This window comes from Sphingomonas sp. LH128, from assembly GCF_000293195.2.
GTDB classification, from domain to species: domain Bacteria; phylum Pseudomonadota; class Alphaproteobacteria; order Sphingomonadales; family Sphingomonadaceae; genus Novosphingobium; species Novosphingobium resinovorum_A.
The window spans coordinates 1-14,506 of the sequence record NZ_ALVC01000195.1 but is presented as its reverse complement, the minus strand read 5'-3'; the positions used below and the strand labels follow the sequence as shown (position 1 = coordinate 14,506).

The 14,506-nt window shown below is 60.9% G+C and carries 9 protein-coding genes; 4 read left to right on the top strand and 5 right to left on the bottom strand.

What is annotated here, in order from left to right; genetic code table 11:
* Nucleotides 1-58: 58 nt before the first annotated feature.
* Nucleotides 59-706 carry a TetR/AcrR family transcriptional regulator gene (locus LH128_RS15980; RefSeq protein ID WP_083910240.1) on the bottom strand — a complete coding sequence of 216 codons (648 nt, stop codon included), beginning with the start codon at nucleotides 704-706 and terminating at the stop codon, nucleotides 59-61.
* A gap of 354 nt (nucleotides 707-1,060) precedes the next feature.
* Here LH128_RS15980 and LH128_RS15975 point away from each other — a divergent pair, with 354 nt between their 5' ends.
* Together LH128_RS15975 and LH128_RS15970 are read left to right on the top strand one after the other, a co-directional pair.
* Entirely contained in the window at nucleotides 1,061-3,883 is a 2,823-nt protein-coding gene (locus tag LH128_RS15975; RefSeq protein ID WP_083910238.1) for a TonB-dependent receptor domain-containing protein, read from the top strand.
* A 180-nt stretch (nucleotides 3,884-4,063) separates the two neighbouring features.
* Nucleotides 4,064-5,656 carry a GH35 family beta-galactosidase gene (locus LH128_RS15970; RefSeq protein ID WP_008830696.1) on the top strand — a complete coding sequence of 531 codons (1,593 nt, stop codon included), beginning with the start codon at nucleotides 4,064-4,066 and terminating at the stop codon, nucleotides 5,654-5,656.
* A gap of 41 nt (nucleotides 5,657-5,697) precedes the next feature.
* On the opposite strand, the gene LH128_RS15965 is transcribed toward LH128_RS15970, so the two are convergent.
* The 4 genes from LH128_RS15965 to LH128_RS15950 form a co-directional block, all read right to left on the bottom strand.
* Nucleotides 5,698-9,108 (bottom strand): glycosyl hydrolase, encoded by a 3,411-nt coding sequence (locus tag LH128_RS15965; RefSeq protein WP_008830695.1) that lies wholly within the window; start codon nucleotides 9,106-9,108, stop codon nucleotides 5,698-5,700.
* Complete coding sequence (locus tag LH128_RS15960) at nucleotides 9,105-10,139, bottom strand: alpha/beta hydrolase (protein ID WP_327195185.1); 1,035 nt, start codon at nucleotides 10,137-10,139, stop codon at nucleotides 9,105-9,107. The genes LH128_RS15965 and LH128_RS15960 overlap by 4 nt, the downstream gene beginning before the upstream one ends.
* 190 nt (nucleotides 10,140-10,329) lie before the next feature.
* Entirely contained in the window at nucleotides 10,330-11,343 is a 1,014-nt protein-coding gene (locus tag LH128_RS15955; protein WP_008830693.1) for a LacI family DNA-binding transcriptional regulator, read from the bottom strand.
* 69 nt (nucleotides 11,344-11,412) lie between these two features.
* The gene (locus LH128_RS15950; RefSeq protein ID WP_327195184.1) at nucleotides 11,413-12,702 is read right to left on the bottom strand and encodes a sulfatase family protein; all 1,290 of its coding nucleotides are present in this window, start codon (nucleotides 12,700-12,702) and stop codon (nucleotides 11,413-11,415) included.
* Between LH128_RS15950 and LH128_RS34150 the strand changes: the two genes are divergently transcribed.
* Together LH128_RS34150 and LH128_RS15945 are read left to right on the top strand one after the other, a co-directional pair.
* Nucleotides 12,677-12,862: a hypothetical protein gene (locus LH128_RS34150; protein ID WP_202950119.1), complete on the top strand. Its 186-nt coding sequence runs from the start codon at nucleotides 12,677-12,679 to the stop codon at nucleotides 12,860-12,862. The genes LH128_RS15950 and LH128_RS34150 overlap by 26 nt on opposite strands.
* Before the next feature lie 278 nt (nucleotides 12,863-13,140).
* Nucleotides 13,141-14,506: glycoside hydrolase family 3 protein (locus LH128_RS15945; RefSeq protein ID WP_037519761.1), on the top strand; the 1,366-nt coding region annotated here is incomplete at its 3' end.

Genomic DNA, 14,506 nt, shown 5'->3' with positions numbered 1-14,506 from the left:
CCCTGTTTTTCGATAAAGGCAAAATGGCAAGTTCGGTCGGGTCGGGAGCTTGACCGGGTCACCCGCCCGAATTCGCCGATCGAGCCGCGTGAGTGTCGTTATTCTGGTCTGGCAGGACGGTCCGGATCGCCTTGTCCCATCGTTCCACAAGATTGAACGCGCCATCCGATTTTAGCCAAACCAGCGTCAGCCCATGCATCAAGGCGATCAGCAGATCCGCCGTTTCGTGCGGGTCTGGACAGAAGGCGACCAAGCGCATGAAGAATTCCTGCGTCTGCTTTTCATGATCGAGGAACCAGGCATGGGCGGGGTGTTCCGGATGGGTGGCCTCCATGTGGAGCGCCGTGAGAAAGCGAGCCTGTCCCGGATTTTCCACGATCCTGGCCATCATGACGCGCAGCGCTGCAAGGCAGGCCTGCATTGGAACGCCGGTCAATGCTATGCCGATGGCGGCACGCCCTTGCGAGCGTCCGTAGGTCGCGACCTCCCTTTTCCCGATCTCGTCGAGCACGGCCAGAAGGAGAATGTCCTTAGACGCAAAATAATGCAGCACGCCAGGATTCGACAGCCCCGAGCATTCGGCCAGCATCTTGAGCGTGAAGCCATTGTAACCGCGTCGGCCAACCAGGGCGATCGTCAGATCGATGAGTTGCGTGCGGCGGTCCATCCGTAATCGCGGCACTGAGAGATCTTCTGCATTGGCCATACCACTTACCTACCAACGATTCGGTAAAACATCAATCTCCCTGACGTCGTCGAGGCGATGCCCAATGGCACCGTTGGGTTCGGATAGGCCTGAACTCGGCTGCACTCGCGAGCGTAAAAAAGTATCCAATACCTTGTGTCAGAGGTGCGACAAATGTATGAGTATTCGGGTTTCCGGTGAAAAGAGGGGGGACAGCAACTGCCGGTGTCGGCCAGCCGTGAAAAATGCGGTGGTTTTGCCGGAGCTTGGGCCTGACGAGTCGGACGAATCAGTAATTTTGTCCGGCGCGTGAAGGCCGAAAGACCAGCATGCAGTTCACAATTTTGAAGAACATAAAATCCAGGAGAGGAAGATATGATGTATCGGGAGAAGCGTGCCCATCTCTGTGCTGTTCTGAAGGGCGGGGCAGCTATTTCGGCTCTGCTGTTTGCACAACCGGCTTTTGCCCAGGATGATACCACGAAAGAGTCTGCCACATCGTCAGGTACGGACCTGAGCGAAAAGGAAATTCGTGAAATCGTCGTTACCGGAACGCTGATTCGAGGAATCGCCCCGGCAGGTACAAATGTGATCGGGGTCTCGCAGGACGATGTTAAGTCCACCGGCGTGACGACGGTGGCGCAGTTGCTTCAGACCATCCCACAGCTCGGACAGTTCAATACTTTGCAGCAGCCTGCCGGCGCTTTCAACAACGTCACGACCAACCGGCCGAATCTTCGTAATCTTCCCGGTTTTCAGACAGCGGGCAGTTCTCCCACGCTTGTCCTTGTGGACGGCCACCGCATCGTGGGCATGGGTATTCAATCCACCAGCCCCGATCCCGACGTCCTGCCGCCGGGCATCATAGACCATGTCGAGATCGTCCCCGACGGCGGGTCCGCCATTTACGGTTCGGATGCAGTCGCGGGCGTCATCAACTTCATCACGCGCAAGTCGTTCGATGGCCTGCAGGTGGACTCGCACTACGGATTTGCGGACAATTACCATGCGCTCGATGCGAGTGCGACGGCAGGCAAGGACTGGGGAACCGGTTCGCTCTACCTCTCCTACAACTATTCCGAGCATGGTGACATTTACGGGCGTGACCGGGATTACGTCCGGATGTATCCAAAAACGGTGGCGGGCGTTCCGTTCCCGGTGACTAGCCTGCGTTGTAGCCCGGGCAATGTGCAACTTGTTCCGTCAGGAACCGTGTACGCGCTTCCCTATTCGACCGGCACTGCCGCGGCCAACACCGCCAATCAGTGCGATGAAAGCGACGGCGCTCCGATCTATCCGCGTGAGCACCGTCATTCGGTGTTCGCCGGCCTCACGCAGAATCTTAATGACTCGATCAGGGTTGATCTTCGGGCATTCTATTCTGAGCGAAAAGTCGCTGCCAGCTTGGGGCCGATCTACGACTCGCAATACATCGGCCCGGCGTTCTTCGGCCTCACGCCCAGCCCGTTCATGGCGGCGCACCGGGTCAATCCGGCAAATCCGTTCGAAATCCACCAGGTTTCGTATTCCTACGGCGATAATGATGTTCAGCAGCAGCGCCTTTCGCTCAGCGCCTGGGGGGTGACGCCCACTATTACCGCTGAACTCGGCAAGGGCTGGCAGTTGCGCGCGCTGGGCAGCTACGGCGAGAGCACGACGGAGAACCATGTCGGCCAGTACAATTCGACGGCGGTGCCGCTGGCGATCCGTGCGGGCCTGTTGAACCCGTATGACATCAACTCCAGCACGCCACTCGGTCTGCAGGCGTTGACCGACTACGAATCGTTCGGCCTTACGCGGCAGGAACTGCTCAATACCCGACTGATCCTTGATGGTTCGCTGTTCGAACTGCCGGCTGGCGCGGTAAAGCTGGCAGGTGGCCTCGAATACAGCCGGGAGGGCTTGCGTTCACAGAAGGGCGCGATCGTCCCCGGCACCGAAAACACCGGGTACAGCGGCTTGTTCTTCGGTGGAAACGCGATCGTCGCCCCTTACGGAAATATTCCGATCGTCAGCCTTTCGCGCAACACCAAGTCCGCGTTCGGCGAGATCGTCGTTCCGATCTTCGGCGGGGATAACAGCATGCCGGGGCTTCGTCAGCTGACGGTGTCCGCATCCGGCCGCTATGACAAGTACAGTGACTTCGGGGATACATTCAATCCCAAGTTCGGCATCACGTATCGCCCGGTCCAGTGGGTCAAGGTGCGCGCAGCCTGGGGCAAGTCGTTTGTTGCTCCCAGCCTGGCGGACGATGCGCGGGTCGATGTGACGTCCTACAACCAGGTCACCGGGCTGTCCTTCCTGCTTCCGCCGGCGAACCTCGTCGCTAGCGGACAGTATCCGGCCCCAGGTAACTCTAACGTGGCGGTCGTTCTGGGTAGCGCTCCGGGCATCAAGCCCGAAAAGGCGACGACCTGGTCGCTGGGCGCGGATATCGAACCCCCGTTCGTGCCCGGCCTGAACCTGAGCGTGACGTACTGGAACATCAAGTTTAAGGACCTGATCACGATCCCGTCCTTCACCAATCAGGTCGATTTCTGGACGAACTTCGGATCGGTCATCATCACCAATCCGACACAGGCGCAGATCAATTCGTATCTGGCCCAGTCCACCTCGATCGTCGGGTCGGGTTGCTCAACGGCCGGTACGGGCGCCACCGGTTGCTATGCCATTCTCGATGCCCGGAAGCGCAACTTTGCGAACGTGCAACTAGACGGTCTTGATTTCGCGGTTCGCTATACTGTCCCGACCGGGTTCGGCTCGATCGATTTCATGGGCAGCGCCAACTACGAACTCAATCGTAAGCAACAGCCCATTGCCGGCGCGGCGTTCAGCGATCTGCTGTCTGCCAACAACAGCCGGTTCAAATCGAGCACCATGCTGGGCACCACCGTTGGCGGCCTGCGCGCCCAGGTCACCTGGAACCACAGCGGTGGCTATGGGCTCAATCCGGCCGTTGGGGTCGATGGCGTTCAGACCAAGGTGAAGTCGTTCGACGTCTTCAACCTGTTCTTCAAGTACGACGTAAGCGGATCCGGCATGTTCAAGGACTTGTCCTTCACGCTCAACGTAGATAACGTCTTCGACAAGGCACCGCCCGTGTTCCTGCAGCAATCGATAACTGCCTCGCAGGACGGCTATATCAATGGCAATACGATCGGGCGCTTCTTCCAGTTCGGCGTCAGCAAGAAGTTCTGATCGAAGGTGCATCGCCCGCTTGGCGGCGGGCGGTGCACCCTCCCACGATATCGTATCGACAAGGATATCTGGCCGACCATCGGCCCTTGCACATTACCCAAACCCTTTTACTCATACAAAAGAGATAGGGAGAAGGTCGTGCGACATACTTGGATATACTTCGTGTCGGGATTGGCATCGGTGGCAAGCCTTCCCGCCGAAGCCGAAGGCAAACCCCTTCCGCGCCTCGAAAGAAATGGCGAAGCGACGCAACTCATCGTCGATGGCCAGCCTTATCTCGTCATCGGCGGAGAACTTCACAACAGTAGTCCGTCGAGCCCTGAATACATGGCGCCGATCTGGGACAAGCTGGCACGGAACAACGTTCGCACCGTGATCGGGGCGGCCAGTTGGGAACTGGTCGAACCTGAAGAAGGGCGCTTCGATTTCACTGCCGTCGACGATCAGATACGGCAGGCCCGCAAGCGTGGGATACGGCTGGTCCTGATATGGTTCGGCGGTTACAAGAATGCTGAATCGACTTATACTCCGTCTTGGGTTCGCCGGGATGCAACGCGATTTCCTCGCGTCGAGCGCGATCCAAACGCCAAGCCGAAGGGGATCGCGGCCTATCTCGGCTACAATCCCACCATCAGCGTGTTCAGCGAAAATCTTGTCGAAGCCGACGCCCGTGCGTTTTCGGCGTTGATGCAGCACATCCGGCAGGTCGATCGCGACCAGACCGTCATCATGGTGCAGGTCGAAAATGAAGTCGGCCTGCTCGGCGATAGTCGTGACCGTTCGCCGCCGGCGGTCGCCGCTTGGCAGCAGCAGGTCCCGCCGTCGTTGATCGCATATCTGCGTGACAATCGCACGCGCCTGCGCCCCGGCCTGTTGCAGGCCTGGGAGCGGAATGGCGCTCGCGAAACCGGCACTTGGGGTGAAGTCTTCGGATCTGACAAGGTCGGAGACGAAATATTCATGGCCTGGGCTTTCGCCCGCTATATCGAACGCGTGGCGGTGGCGGGCGCGGCGCAGCACGCTTTGCCCATGTACGCCAATGCCTGGCTTGGTCCGCAAGCGAAGTCGCCCGAACCCGGCGATTACCCCAGCGGTGGCCCTGTTGCACGCATGATGGACGTGTGGAAGGCCGCCGCCCCCTCACTCGACCTGTTGGCGCCGGACATCTATGTCGATGATTTCGCAGGTACGCTCAGCGATTTCAAACGCGATGACAATCCGATTTTCGTGCCTGAAGCCAAGAACGATCCCGGCAACCTGTTCGTTTCGATAGGCGAATATGGCGGGATCGCGTTCTCTCCCTTCGGCATCGAGGATGCGGCGGATGGCGGGGAGCTGTTCCAGGCATACGAGGTGCTCAACGAAATGACCGCCCCGATCGCACGCGCGCAAGCTCAGGGCACCATGCGTGGTTTTCGGATCGTCAAGGGAGGCCAGCACCAGACGCAACTAGGGGGATATACGATCTCCATTTCCGGGCCGGTTTCGACCGTCGGGGCGTTTGGTGCGGGAACGGGCGCTGAAGCGGAAGCGGTGGACACCGGCTACGGGCTTGCGATCAACAGTGGCGAGGACGAGTTCCTGGTCGTGGGGAGGGGCATCAGCGCCCGGTTCTCCGCGCCGGGAACGAAGGTTGAAATCGATTCGACCCAAGAAGGCGAATTCGTCGCCGGCCGCTGGCACCCTTTGCGCACGATGAACGGCGATGAACGGTATTTCCTGTTCCCGAACGACAAATTGCGCATCATCCGGTTCAAGTTGGCACGTCGGTAAGGCCGGTGAGGGCGGCAGGTATACCGCCGCCCGCAACCCGCTCAAGGATCCAGATTGGATACAAGTAGCTGGACAGGGCCGACCAAGCCAGACAGGCGGAGCGGAGCGTCGGCCGAGTAGGTGGGTGTGCTGGTCCAGGTCACTTTCTGCGCGCCGGGTTGCGCGTCGCCGATGAGTCGGTTGATCCAGCGGTTGGCCACTTTGACTTCCAGTGTATTGCGCCCTGGCTTGACCAGTTCATCTATTTCCACCCGGTGAGGTTCGCGCCACACAGTGCCTGCGAGCGTTCCATTGACCCGCACTTCGGCAACATCTCCGAACTCGCCGAGGTCCAGCACCAGGCGCCGATAGGGTGCCTTCGCGGCCGGTAGGTCGAACGCTTTGCTGTAAGTCGCCACGCCAGAGAAATACTTGATGCCGGCCAAGTCAGATGTGCTGAGCGATCGCAGCGATTGCAATCTGGTCTGAGCGGGCGCGCCGCGACCGGGTTCGAAATGGACTTCCCACGGCCCGTCCCCGATATCCTTCAGTGTCGTCCAGACCGGTGCAGCGATGGTAGCGGACGGCGCGGAAAGCGGTTTTTCGAACACGACGAAGAACGAGTCCGTCGGTCCCATGTCCATCGAAACGATAGTCTCGCCGGCTTCGACCCGATACGACACCGGTTCCCGGGCGCCGGTGTCGGCCCGCCAGATTTCGGGCGTCTTGTCTGTCACCCTGAAGCGGGCCTCCAGATGTTCGAGCCGGACGGACCGGTTGGACAGGTAGTAGATTTCGCCATCGGGAAGGGTGCGGTGCTGAAACAGGACGGCGGCACCCGGCTCCCGCGCCTCGTACGCGAAATCGCGTGTAACTCCTATCGACGCGAGCGCGCTTTCGATGTCCTTGCCTCCGATGACCCTGCCGGTGCCGACTGCCGCGCCCTGACCATTGCCCCACAGTCGCTTCACCAGGTCGGCAAATTCGGCGGGATCGTCGCCGAGCGCTGGAGAATCCTGCGGCGGTTGTCCTACGACCGTGGCGCCGGCCTGCACCAGCGTGACGATCCGGCGCAGCGTGGAAGCGGTCATGCGATGGCTGGTGCCGCCTAGATAGAGAACCTTGTAGCGCGCTCCGCCCGGCGTCACGATGTCCTTCCCCTCGACAGTCAAGGCGTTGGACAGCGCGTCCGCGTTGATGAAGTCGAAGCCGTAATGGCGAGGCGCATCTTCGGGGATCGTCGTGAATTGGCCGACGAGTGGCGCTTCTTCGCCATAGAAATAGGCGACGTCGGCCTGATTGCGTCCCTGTTGCAGCAGGAACGAGGAACGAGCGAGATAATCGACCCATGGCTTGGCCATTTCGGCCCATGTCTCGTGGCGGTTGAAATACTGGCCGAAGATCAGCAGCGCGAGGCCCGGTTTCTTGTCGTCGGTCGGCTGATGGACCGACGTGTGGATCACCGCGCGATTGACGCCGCTGGCGAAGGCGAAGTCCATCTTCGCGTGCAGATCCGACGGCGAGGTTGCCCAAGGCGCCAGCGCGTTGGTCAGGGATTCGGCCGCGACCAGGTTCTGGCCATATATATGCGCGACCGAGGCCGCGCCGCGCATGTCGATTTCCGCACCGGACATCGACATCGGAATGTCGGCATGGGCACGCATGGCCATGTCGTCACCCAGGACGATACGACTGGTTTCCAGAGCCTCACCATAATAGGTGAGATCGTTTTCATGCGCGACGCGCGCGATCGTGCCATAATGTTCGCGCGACATCAGGTCGCTCAAAGTCCGGCGATAGTCATAGAGGAACGCGTCGCTTTGCCGGCGAGAGCCAACGATGGTGCCCGTCAGTGCGGGAAGCCACGGTGTCGGATCGTACCCCCGCAGGGTTTTGAAGTCCGCGAGCATGCGGGGTGTCCAGTTCGACGGTCCGATTTCGGTGCTGTCGGTGACGATCGCCCGCAGGCCGCGATGGCCGATGAGTTCCTTGCCTGTCGCATCGGCGTACATGCCGATGTAGGTTTTCAGGTAACGCTCCACGGCGTCACCGTCGTACTTGTCCACTTCCAGCCCGGTCGCCTCGCGGGTGGCGGGATGGTTCATGGTGCCGGTCAATGAGTAGCCGAGGCGCACGATCGTCCAGCGGCCCTTCGGGGGCGTCCAGTCGAGGTGCCCGTCTGCGGAGAGGCGATCCGTCAGGTTCATGACATCCGCCGGTTCGATGCCGGCAACTTCAGGTCCTGTGTCGCCGTCCAGCGCGTAATAGTCGTTGGCGATCGCAAAGCCTGCCTTCTGCTCGAAGGCGTTCACTTTCGGTGCGGTCTGAAGCGAGAATTCGGCGATGCGGATGGTGTCGTGGGCGCCGCCGCCCATCATCGCTGTCGCGCCCTTTGGCCCAAACGCCTGCAACATTCCGGGAATGTCGACCCCGGGCGTCATATCCCCCATTTGCGCCAGTACGCCTCCGCCCTGCGCGGGCGGGCCGAGGACCATTCGAAAGCGAGTGGCCGTGACGGGCGCGAAGCTGATGGTCGAGGCGATCTGCGATGGTGCAAGCTGTGCAATCCGCCGCCAGTTGCCGCCGCGATCCTCGGCTTCCAGAACGAGCATCCCGTCGGTGTCACTGATCTGGTATGTCAGCGACCGGATCGTCCGAGGGGAGCCGAAATCGATGGCGAGGACCTCGCGATTGGCCTGGGCCGGCCTGGGAATCTCGATACCGTCCCTGAAGAGTCCATCGATCAGCGTGGCGGCAGGCAGGTCCTTGCCGTTCGCCATCATTTGCGGCGCTGGCAAGGGCTCCCAGCTTGCGGGAGTTCGATAAGCCAGGACTGCGATATCGGCGGAATGCTGCGGGAAGGGCAAACCGTCCTGGCCGGGTGAGAACGCGTCATGCTGCGCCTCGATGTCCTGGAATTTCCCGGTAGTGCAAGGAAGAGATGGCAAAGGCCCGGTAAAGCGTCTTGAGCCGTCCACGGTGAGCTCGCTCCAGACCAGCTTCTTCATGCCGTCCTCGGGCTTTACCCAAGGGCCGCCAGTCTCGCTCCATCCCGGCGAAGATGCCGTGGCGAGTTCCAGGCCATGTTTCTGGGCTTCGCTGGCGGCGAAACGGAAAGCCTGCTTCCACTCCGGGCTCATGTAGACAAGTCGCTTGTCGACGATCTGCGGCGTCACGACGGTTGCGTCGAAATTCTGCATTCCGCCCAGACCAATGCGAGACATCCACTCGATATCCTTGCGAATACCGTCTTCGGTCACATTCCCGTTCATCCAGTGCCACCAGACCCGGGGCCGGGCAGACATCGGCGGTTCGCGAAAACCTTCTTCAAGGGTCGCATCCTGGCTGTTCGCGGGTGATGCGAGCAGCGTAGCGATCGATACAGAGGCGGCGAGGACCATGCGCATGGCTTTTGACGCGCTGCGCCGACGCGACGATCGGCGCTGGTCGAATTCGATGTCGGACAATGTCATGATCCTGTCGCGGGCGTGAAAGCGAGGCGCAGGCCGCTGAGCAGCGCGGCACGATACGCTTTGCCGATGGTGGCGGTCGGCATGGTGTCGAAACCGTGAAATCCGCCGGGAACGACGTGGAGGTCTACGCCAATGCCGGCGTCGATCAGCCGTCGTGCATATTCGATGTCCTCATTGACGAAGAGGTCGATCGAGCCCACGCCGACGAAGGCAGGCGCAAGGCCCTTGAAGTTATCGAGGCGTGCGGGCACCGAGCCGAACGGAACGTGGGCCGACCCGGCCTGCATCCCGAGCAGCGAAGACCAGCCGAAGCGGTTAGATGCCGCATTCCAGATCAGGGCGCCCTGATACGCAGGGGGCATCCGCGTGCTGCCCGTGCGATCGTCCAGCATGGGATAGGTCAGCGCTTGGTAGACGACAGGGACTTCGCCGCGATCGCGCGCGGCGATGGCCAGCATAGCGGCATGGCCGCCACCGGCGCTTTCTCCCATGACGGCGATGCGCGTGGGATCGACGCCCAGTTCCGCGGCATGGCCATGAAGCCAGCGCAGGGCCGCGTAATTGTCTTCCAGCGCTCCTGGGAACCGGGTCTCCGGTGCCAGCCGGTAGTCCACGGTCACGATGACGCAGTCCAGCTGTCCTGCGATTTCCTGCAATGTCGCGATCCCGTCGGCCGCCGTGCCGGCAACAAACCCGCCGCCATGCATGTGCACGATCGCCGGACGTGCACCACGGGTGGTCCCGGTATTGAGGATGTAGATGCGGACGTCGGGTGCATTCGGCGGCCCTGGTATCATCCGCATCTGGCCATGTTCGATCGATGGGGCGGATTTGGTTTGAGCCGCCCGGCGCATTGCAGGCAGCGTGGCGGCATTCACCGATCCGCTTCCCATCTGTTCGATCACGGGAACCATGGCCCGAAGTTCGGGGTGGACGTAAGGCAGGATGTCGAACCGAGGGGCGGCTTCAGACCCCCGCTTTGCGGCGGCCAACGCGTCACCGACCGATAGTGCGAGGGCGCCGGATCCCACAATGATCCCGAAACCCCTTCGCGAACAGTCATGCATACCGTTTCAACCCCTACAGCCCTCCGGAATAGGCGATTGGCGAGATTTAGAAGGAATTGTCATCGATGACAATTTGGCTTGCCAATCATCGTGGTGAGGATGGTTGCACTGGTGTGGTGGGCAGGTTGTGGGTCTCCGACCTTGAGATCGGTGATCAATCGGGCGCGCGCGCCGTCGATTGCCGGATAACGAGTTCGATGGGACAGCACGCCTCCGGCGGGCCGTCTTTTCGATGCTGATCGACCAGCATCCCGATCGCAGTCTCGGCCATCTCGGCGAGAGGCTGGCGCAAGGTGGTCAATGCCGGGAATATGGCGCTGGCGATCTCGCTGTCATCGAATCCTACTACCGACATTTGCTCTGGTACCTTGACCCCCGTCGCAAGGAGCGTGCTGATGACACCTGCGGCATTCGCGTCGGTCAGCGCGAACATGGCGGTCGGGCGTATAACGGCATCCATCGCATGGATCGCTGCGCGACGGCCGATTTCCATAGGAGGCAAGGTCGGGTCTATGCGAAAATGCGTGAACAGCGCCGGATCTGCCCCTCGTTCGCGCAGCCGTCTTTCGAACGCCGGACCTCGCGCAAGAGTACCCTTGGGCGCTTCGAGAATGCAGAACCGGCGATGGCCCAGATCCCAGAGGTGGTCTGCGGCCAGACCCGCCGCACCGTTTTCGTCCGCTCGTACCGCCATTCCGCCGGACCTGGACCTGTCCGTGCCGAACGCCACCCACGCCTTGCCGTGCTGGCGCAGCAGATCGAGAATGCGCTCGTCCCGTTCGATGCCGGGCATGAGCACAAGTCCGGCGAAATCCACCGTGTCGAGGAGATCGCGCACCGCTGCTACTGCGCCCTGGGCATCGAGGTCCACCTGCTCGTAGACCAGGTGATAACCCCGAAGCCGGCAAGCCGTGCTCAGTCGTGCATGGGAAGAATGGTAATAGGCGAAGTCCTGCGGAGGGCTGAGGACACCCAGCATGAAGGACCTTTTGGAGCGTAGTGAGCGCGCCGCGAAGTTCTGGTGATACCCGAGTTCGGCTATAGCCGCAGACACGGCCTCGCGCATTTTGTCGCTGACGTTCGGATCATTGTTCACGACGCGCGAGACGGTCTTTCCGGAGACACCCACTTTCCGGGCAACATCGAATATCGTCGGCTTGCCGGTCATTTGCCGTGCTCTGCCCCGGAATGGCGGGGGAATGCAATCTCTACTAGGCTGATCGGCATCCGCGCACTCTCAGTCCTGGCGCGGCATCGCTTGCGCGCCCAGGCTTCCATAGTCGGGCATGCCTCGTTTGAATGGCTTGAAGGTCTCGCGCGCGCTGGCGAGCTTCGCCTGCATGTCTTTCACGACGTCGGGGTAGCGTTCGTTTACGCTGTAGTTCTCGCCCGGGTCCTTGGCGACTTCGTAAAGTTGAGGATATCGAGTTGTTACGGACATCAGGTGGCCGTGGTAATATGTTTGGGCGACGTATTTCCAGCGCTGGGTGCGTATCCCCGTCACTTCCTCGTCGTCAAAAAGAAGGAGGGATTCGTGTGGGCTTTCCGCGCCTCGAAGCAGGATTTGGGAAATATCCTTGCCGTCGATGACCGGGCCGGCAGGGACAGGGGTGCCCGCCATGGCGCAGAACGTGGGCAGGAAATCGATCCCCATCGCGATGGAATCGCATCGTAGCCCGGCCGGTACGGTGCCCGGCTGCCATGCGATGCACGGCACCCGATAACCACCGTCGTAGCCCGCGCCGCCCTTGCGATCCCGTAGCGGTCCGCTCGAACCTTCGTACCAAGGGCCGTTGTCCGAGGTGAACAGAACCAGAGTGTCGCGATCGAGCCCGAGAGTACGCAATTTGACCATCAGCGCGCCGACGATGGCGTCGATTTCCTCGACGACTTCACCGTAAGCACTCGCCATTTTATCGTCGCGGTGTCTTGGGTTGGGGTAGTTGGCGAGGTGTGGCGCGCTTAATGCGAGTTCGACGAAAAATGGCTGGTCCTTGTTCGCCTCGATAAAATTGACCGCCTCTTCATAGAAGCGCTGCTGCAATTCCGCCATGACCGGCTCTTCTTCGCTCGCACGACGATCGGGGCTGGTGTCGGTGAAGATTTGCAGGGGCTTCATGTCATGGCTGTAAGGGATGCCGTAGAAGCGATCGAAACCATGCCGGGTCGGCTGCCAGTCAGGTCCGAGATGTCCAAGATGCCATTTTCCGAACAAGCCTGAACGATATCCGGCCGGCTGGAGCGCCTTGGGGATCGTCACCTCGTCGAGTGGCAGTATTCGTTTGTCCGGCTGCAGGATGGCGCCCCAGGCCAGCCCCGTGCGGATCGGATAGCGTCCGGTCAGCAATCCCGCGCGTGAAGGCGTGCAGATATTCTGGGGGGCGTAATAATCCGTGAGCACCATGCCTTCGCGCGCCATGCGGTTCAGGTTTGGCGTGGGGATTGCAGTGCCTCCGGTCGGCTCGATGTCACCATAGCCGAGGTCGTCGCAAAGAATTACGATGAAGTTCGGCTTCCTGCGCGGCAATGCGGAAATCGGCCGAGCCAAGGACGCCAGAGCCGTCGAGGCCGCAAGTGCGATGAACCGTCGCCGGCTTGTTTTCATGAGAAAGTCTCCTGAAAAAATGCTGCATGGTCATCAAGGCCACGCCGGCATTGAGCTTTGTCGATTTCTTGCCGAGCGGTGACTGCGGCTCCGCTACCAGGCATCGAAAGTTTGAGAGGGTAAATCACCACGTGCCAGTTGGATGGCAAGCCCAATTGCTCGTCCGGCGATCTCAACGCATGAGCGATCTATCCATTCGCATGGCATTGGCCAAACATCTTTTGAATGCCGCGCCAATCGCGGATTGCTATCCCATTCCGATTTCGCGCCGCTTTCTAAGTTAACAAGGGTGACGTGGGATGCGGTTGGCGAATTTGCCGCAAGGCGCCGCTCCGGCGGAATTGGGCTGAGGAATGAACGATGGCGAATACTGGACGTACGATCGCTCTTTTCGCTCTTGCGGCGGCATTGTCGGCTCCGGCTCATGCACAAGAGGGTGTGGCTGCCCCGGTTCCCGCAAGTGTCGTCGGGCAGCGTTGGGCCGAAGCGCAAAAGCGTGCTCAGGCTACGCTCGACCAGATGACGCCTGAGGAAAAGACCGTGCTGGTGCATGGACAACTGGCGGTGCCGATCATGGGGCCACTGAACCTGCCGGCCGATGCCGTCATCGGTGCCGGCTATGTGCATGGCGTGCCCAGGCTCGGCGTGCCGTCGCTGCGCGAGACTGATGCCAGCCTGGGGGTCGCTTGGCTGATGGGGCTTCGCAAGGACGGCGCTACGGCGCTTCCTTCAGCCGTTGCCATGGCCGCGAGCTGGAACCCGCAGATGGTCGAAGTGGCCGGCGGCATGATCGGAGGTGAGGCCCGGGCGAAAGGTTTCAACGTGATGCTTGCGGGAGGCGTGAACCTGCTGCGCGATCCCAGGAATGGTCGGACGTTCGAGTATTTTTCCGAAGATCCGTTGTTGTCGGGTGTTCTCGTCGGGCATGCGATCCGGGGAATCCAGTCGAACGGGATCATATCTACCATAAAGCACTTCGCCGTGAACGATCAGGAAAGCGGTCGCTATTTTCTGGATGCGCATATTTCCGAGAAGGCCGCCCGGGAAAGCGATCTCCTGGCCTTTCGGATCGGCATGGAGATCGGCGATCCGGCCTCGGTGATGTGCGCCTACAACAAGGTCAACGGGGCCTATGCCTGCGACAATGACTGGCTTTTAAACTCTGTTCTCAAGCAGGACTGGGGCTTCAAGGGCTTCGTGATGTCCGATTGGGGCGCCGTTCCCGGCACCCAGGCGGCGATCCACGGTCTTGACCAACAATCGGGCGAGCAGATGGACAAGAAGCCCTGGTTCGCAGCACCGCTGACGGAAAAGGCGGCAGCGGATACCGCCTACTCGATACGCGTCGATGACATGAATCGGCGTATTCTTTCGGCCATCTATGCGCGCGGACTGGACAAGCCTTTCACGGCGAGTGGAGCGATCGATTTCGAGCGGAACCTGAAAGTATCCCTCGATGTCGCGCAGCAGGGAATAGTCCTGCTGCGCAACGAGCGCGGCGTTTTGCCCCTTGCGGCATCTGCCAAAAGCATCGCCGTGATCGGCGGCTTCGCCGACAGCGGCGTACTTTCCGGGGCCGGTTCGAGCCAGGTTCATGGCAAGGAGGGGCCGTCGGTCAGCCTTTCGATGGGCGGATCGGGCCCGTTTTCGGGGCTGATCGCCGAGCAGTATCAAGGCAAGCCACCACTCGATGCGATAAAGGCCCGTGCCAAGGGCGCGGCGGGTT

Bases quoted from the DNA above. Each gene is read 5' to 3' on its own strand.
- LH128_RS15975 (WP_083910238.1), top strand. From the start codon at position 1,061: ATGATGTATCGGGAGAAGCGTGCCCATCTCTGTGCTGTTCTGAAGGGC.
- LH128_RS15980 (WP_083910240.1), bottom strand. From the start codon at position 706: ATGGCCAATGCAGAAGATCTCTCAGTGCCGCGATTACGGATGGACCGC.
- LH128_RS15965 (WP_008830695.1), bottom strand. From the start codon at position 9,108: ATGACATTGTCCGACATCGAATTCGACCAGCGCCGATCGTCGCGTCGG.
- LH128_RS34150 (WP_202950119.1), top strand. From the start codon at position 12,677: ATGAAGTTCGGCTTCCTGCGCGGCAATGCGGAAATCGGCCGAGCCAAG.
- LH128_RS15955 (WP_008830693.1), bottom strand. From the start codon at position 11,343: ATGACCGGCAAGCCGACGATATTCGATGTTGCCCGGAAAGTGGGTGTC.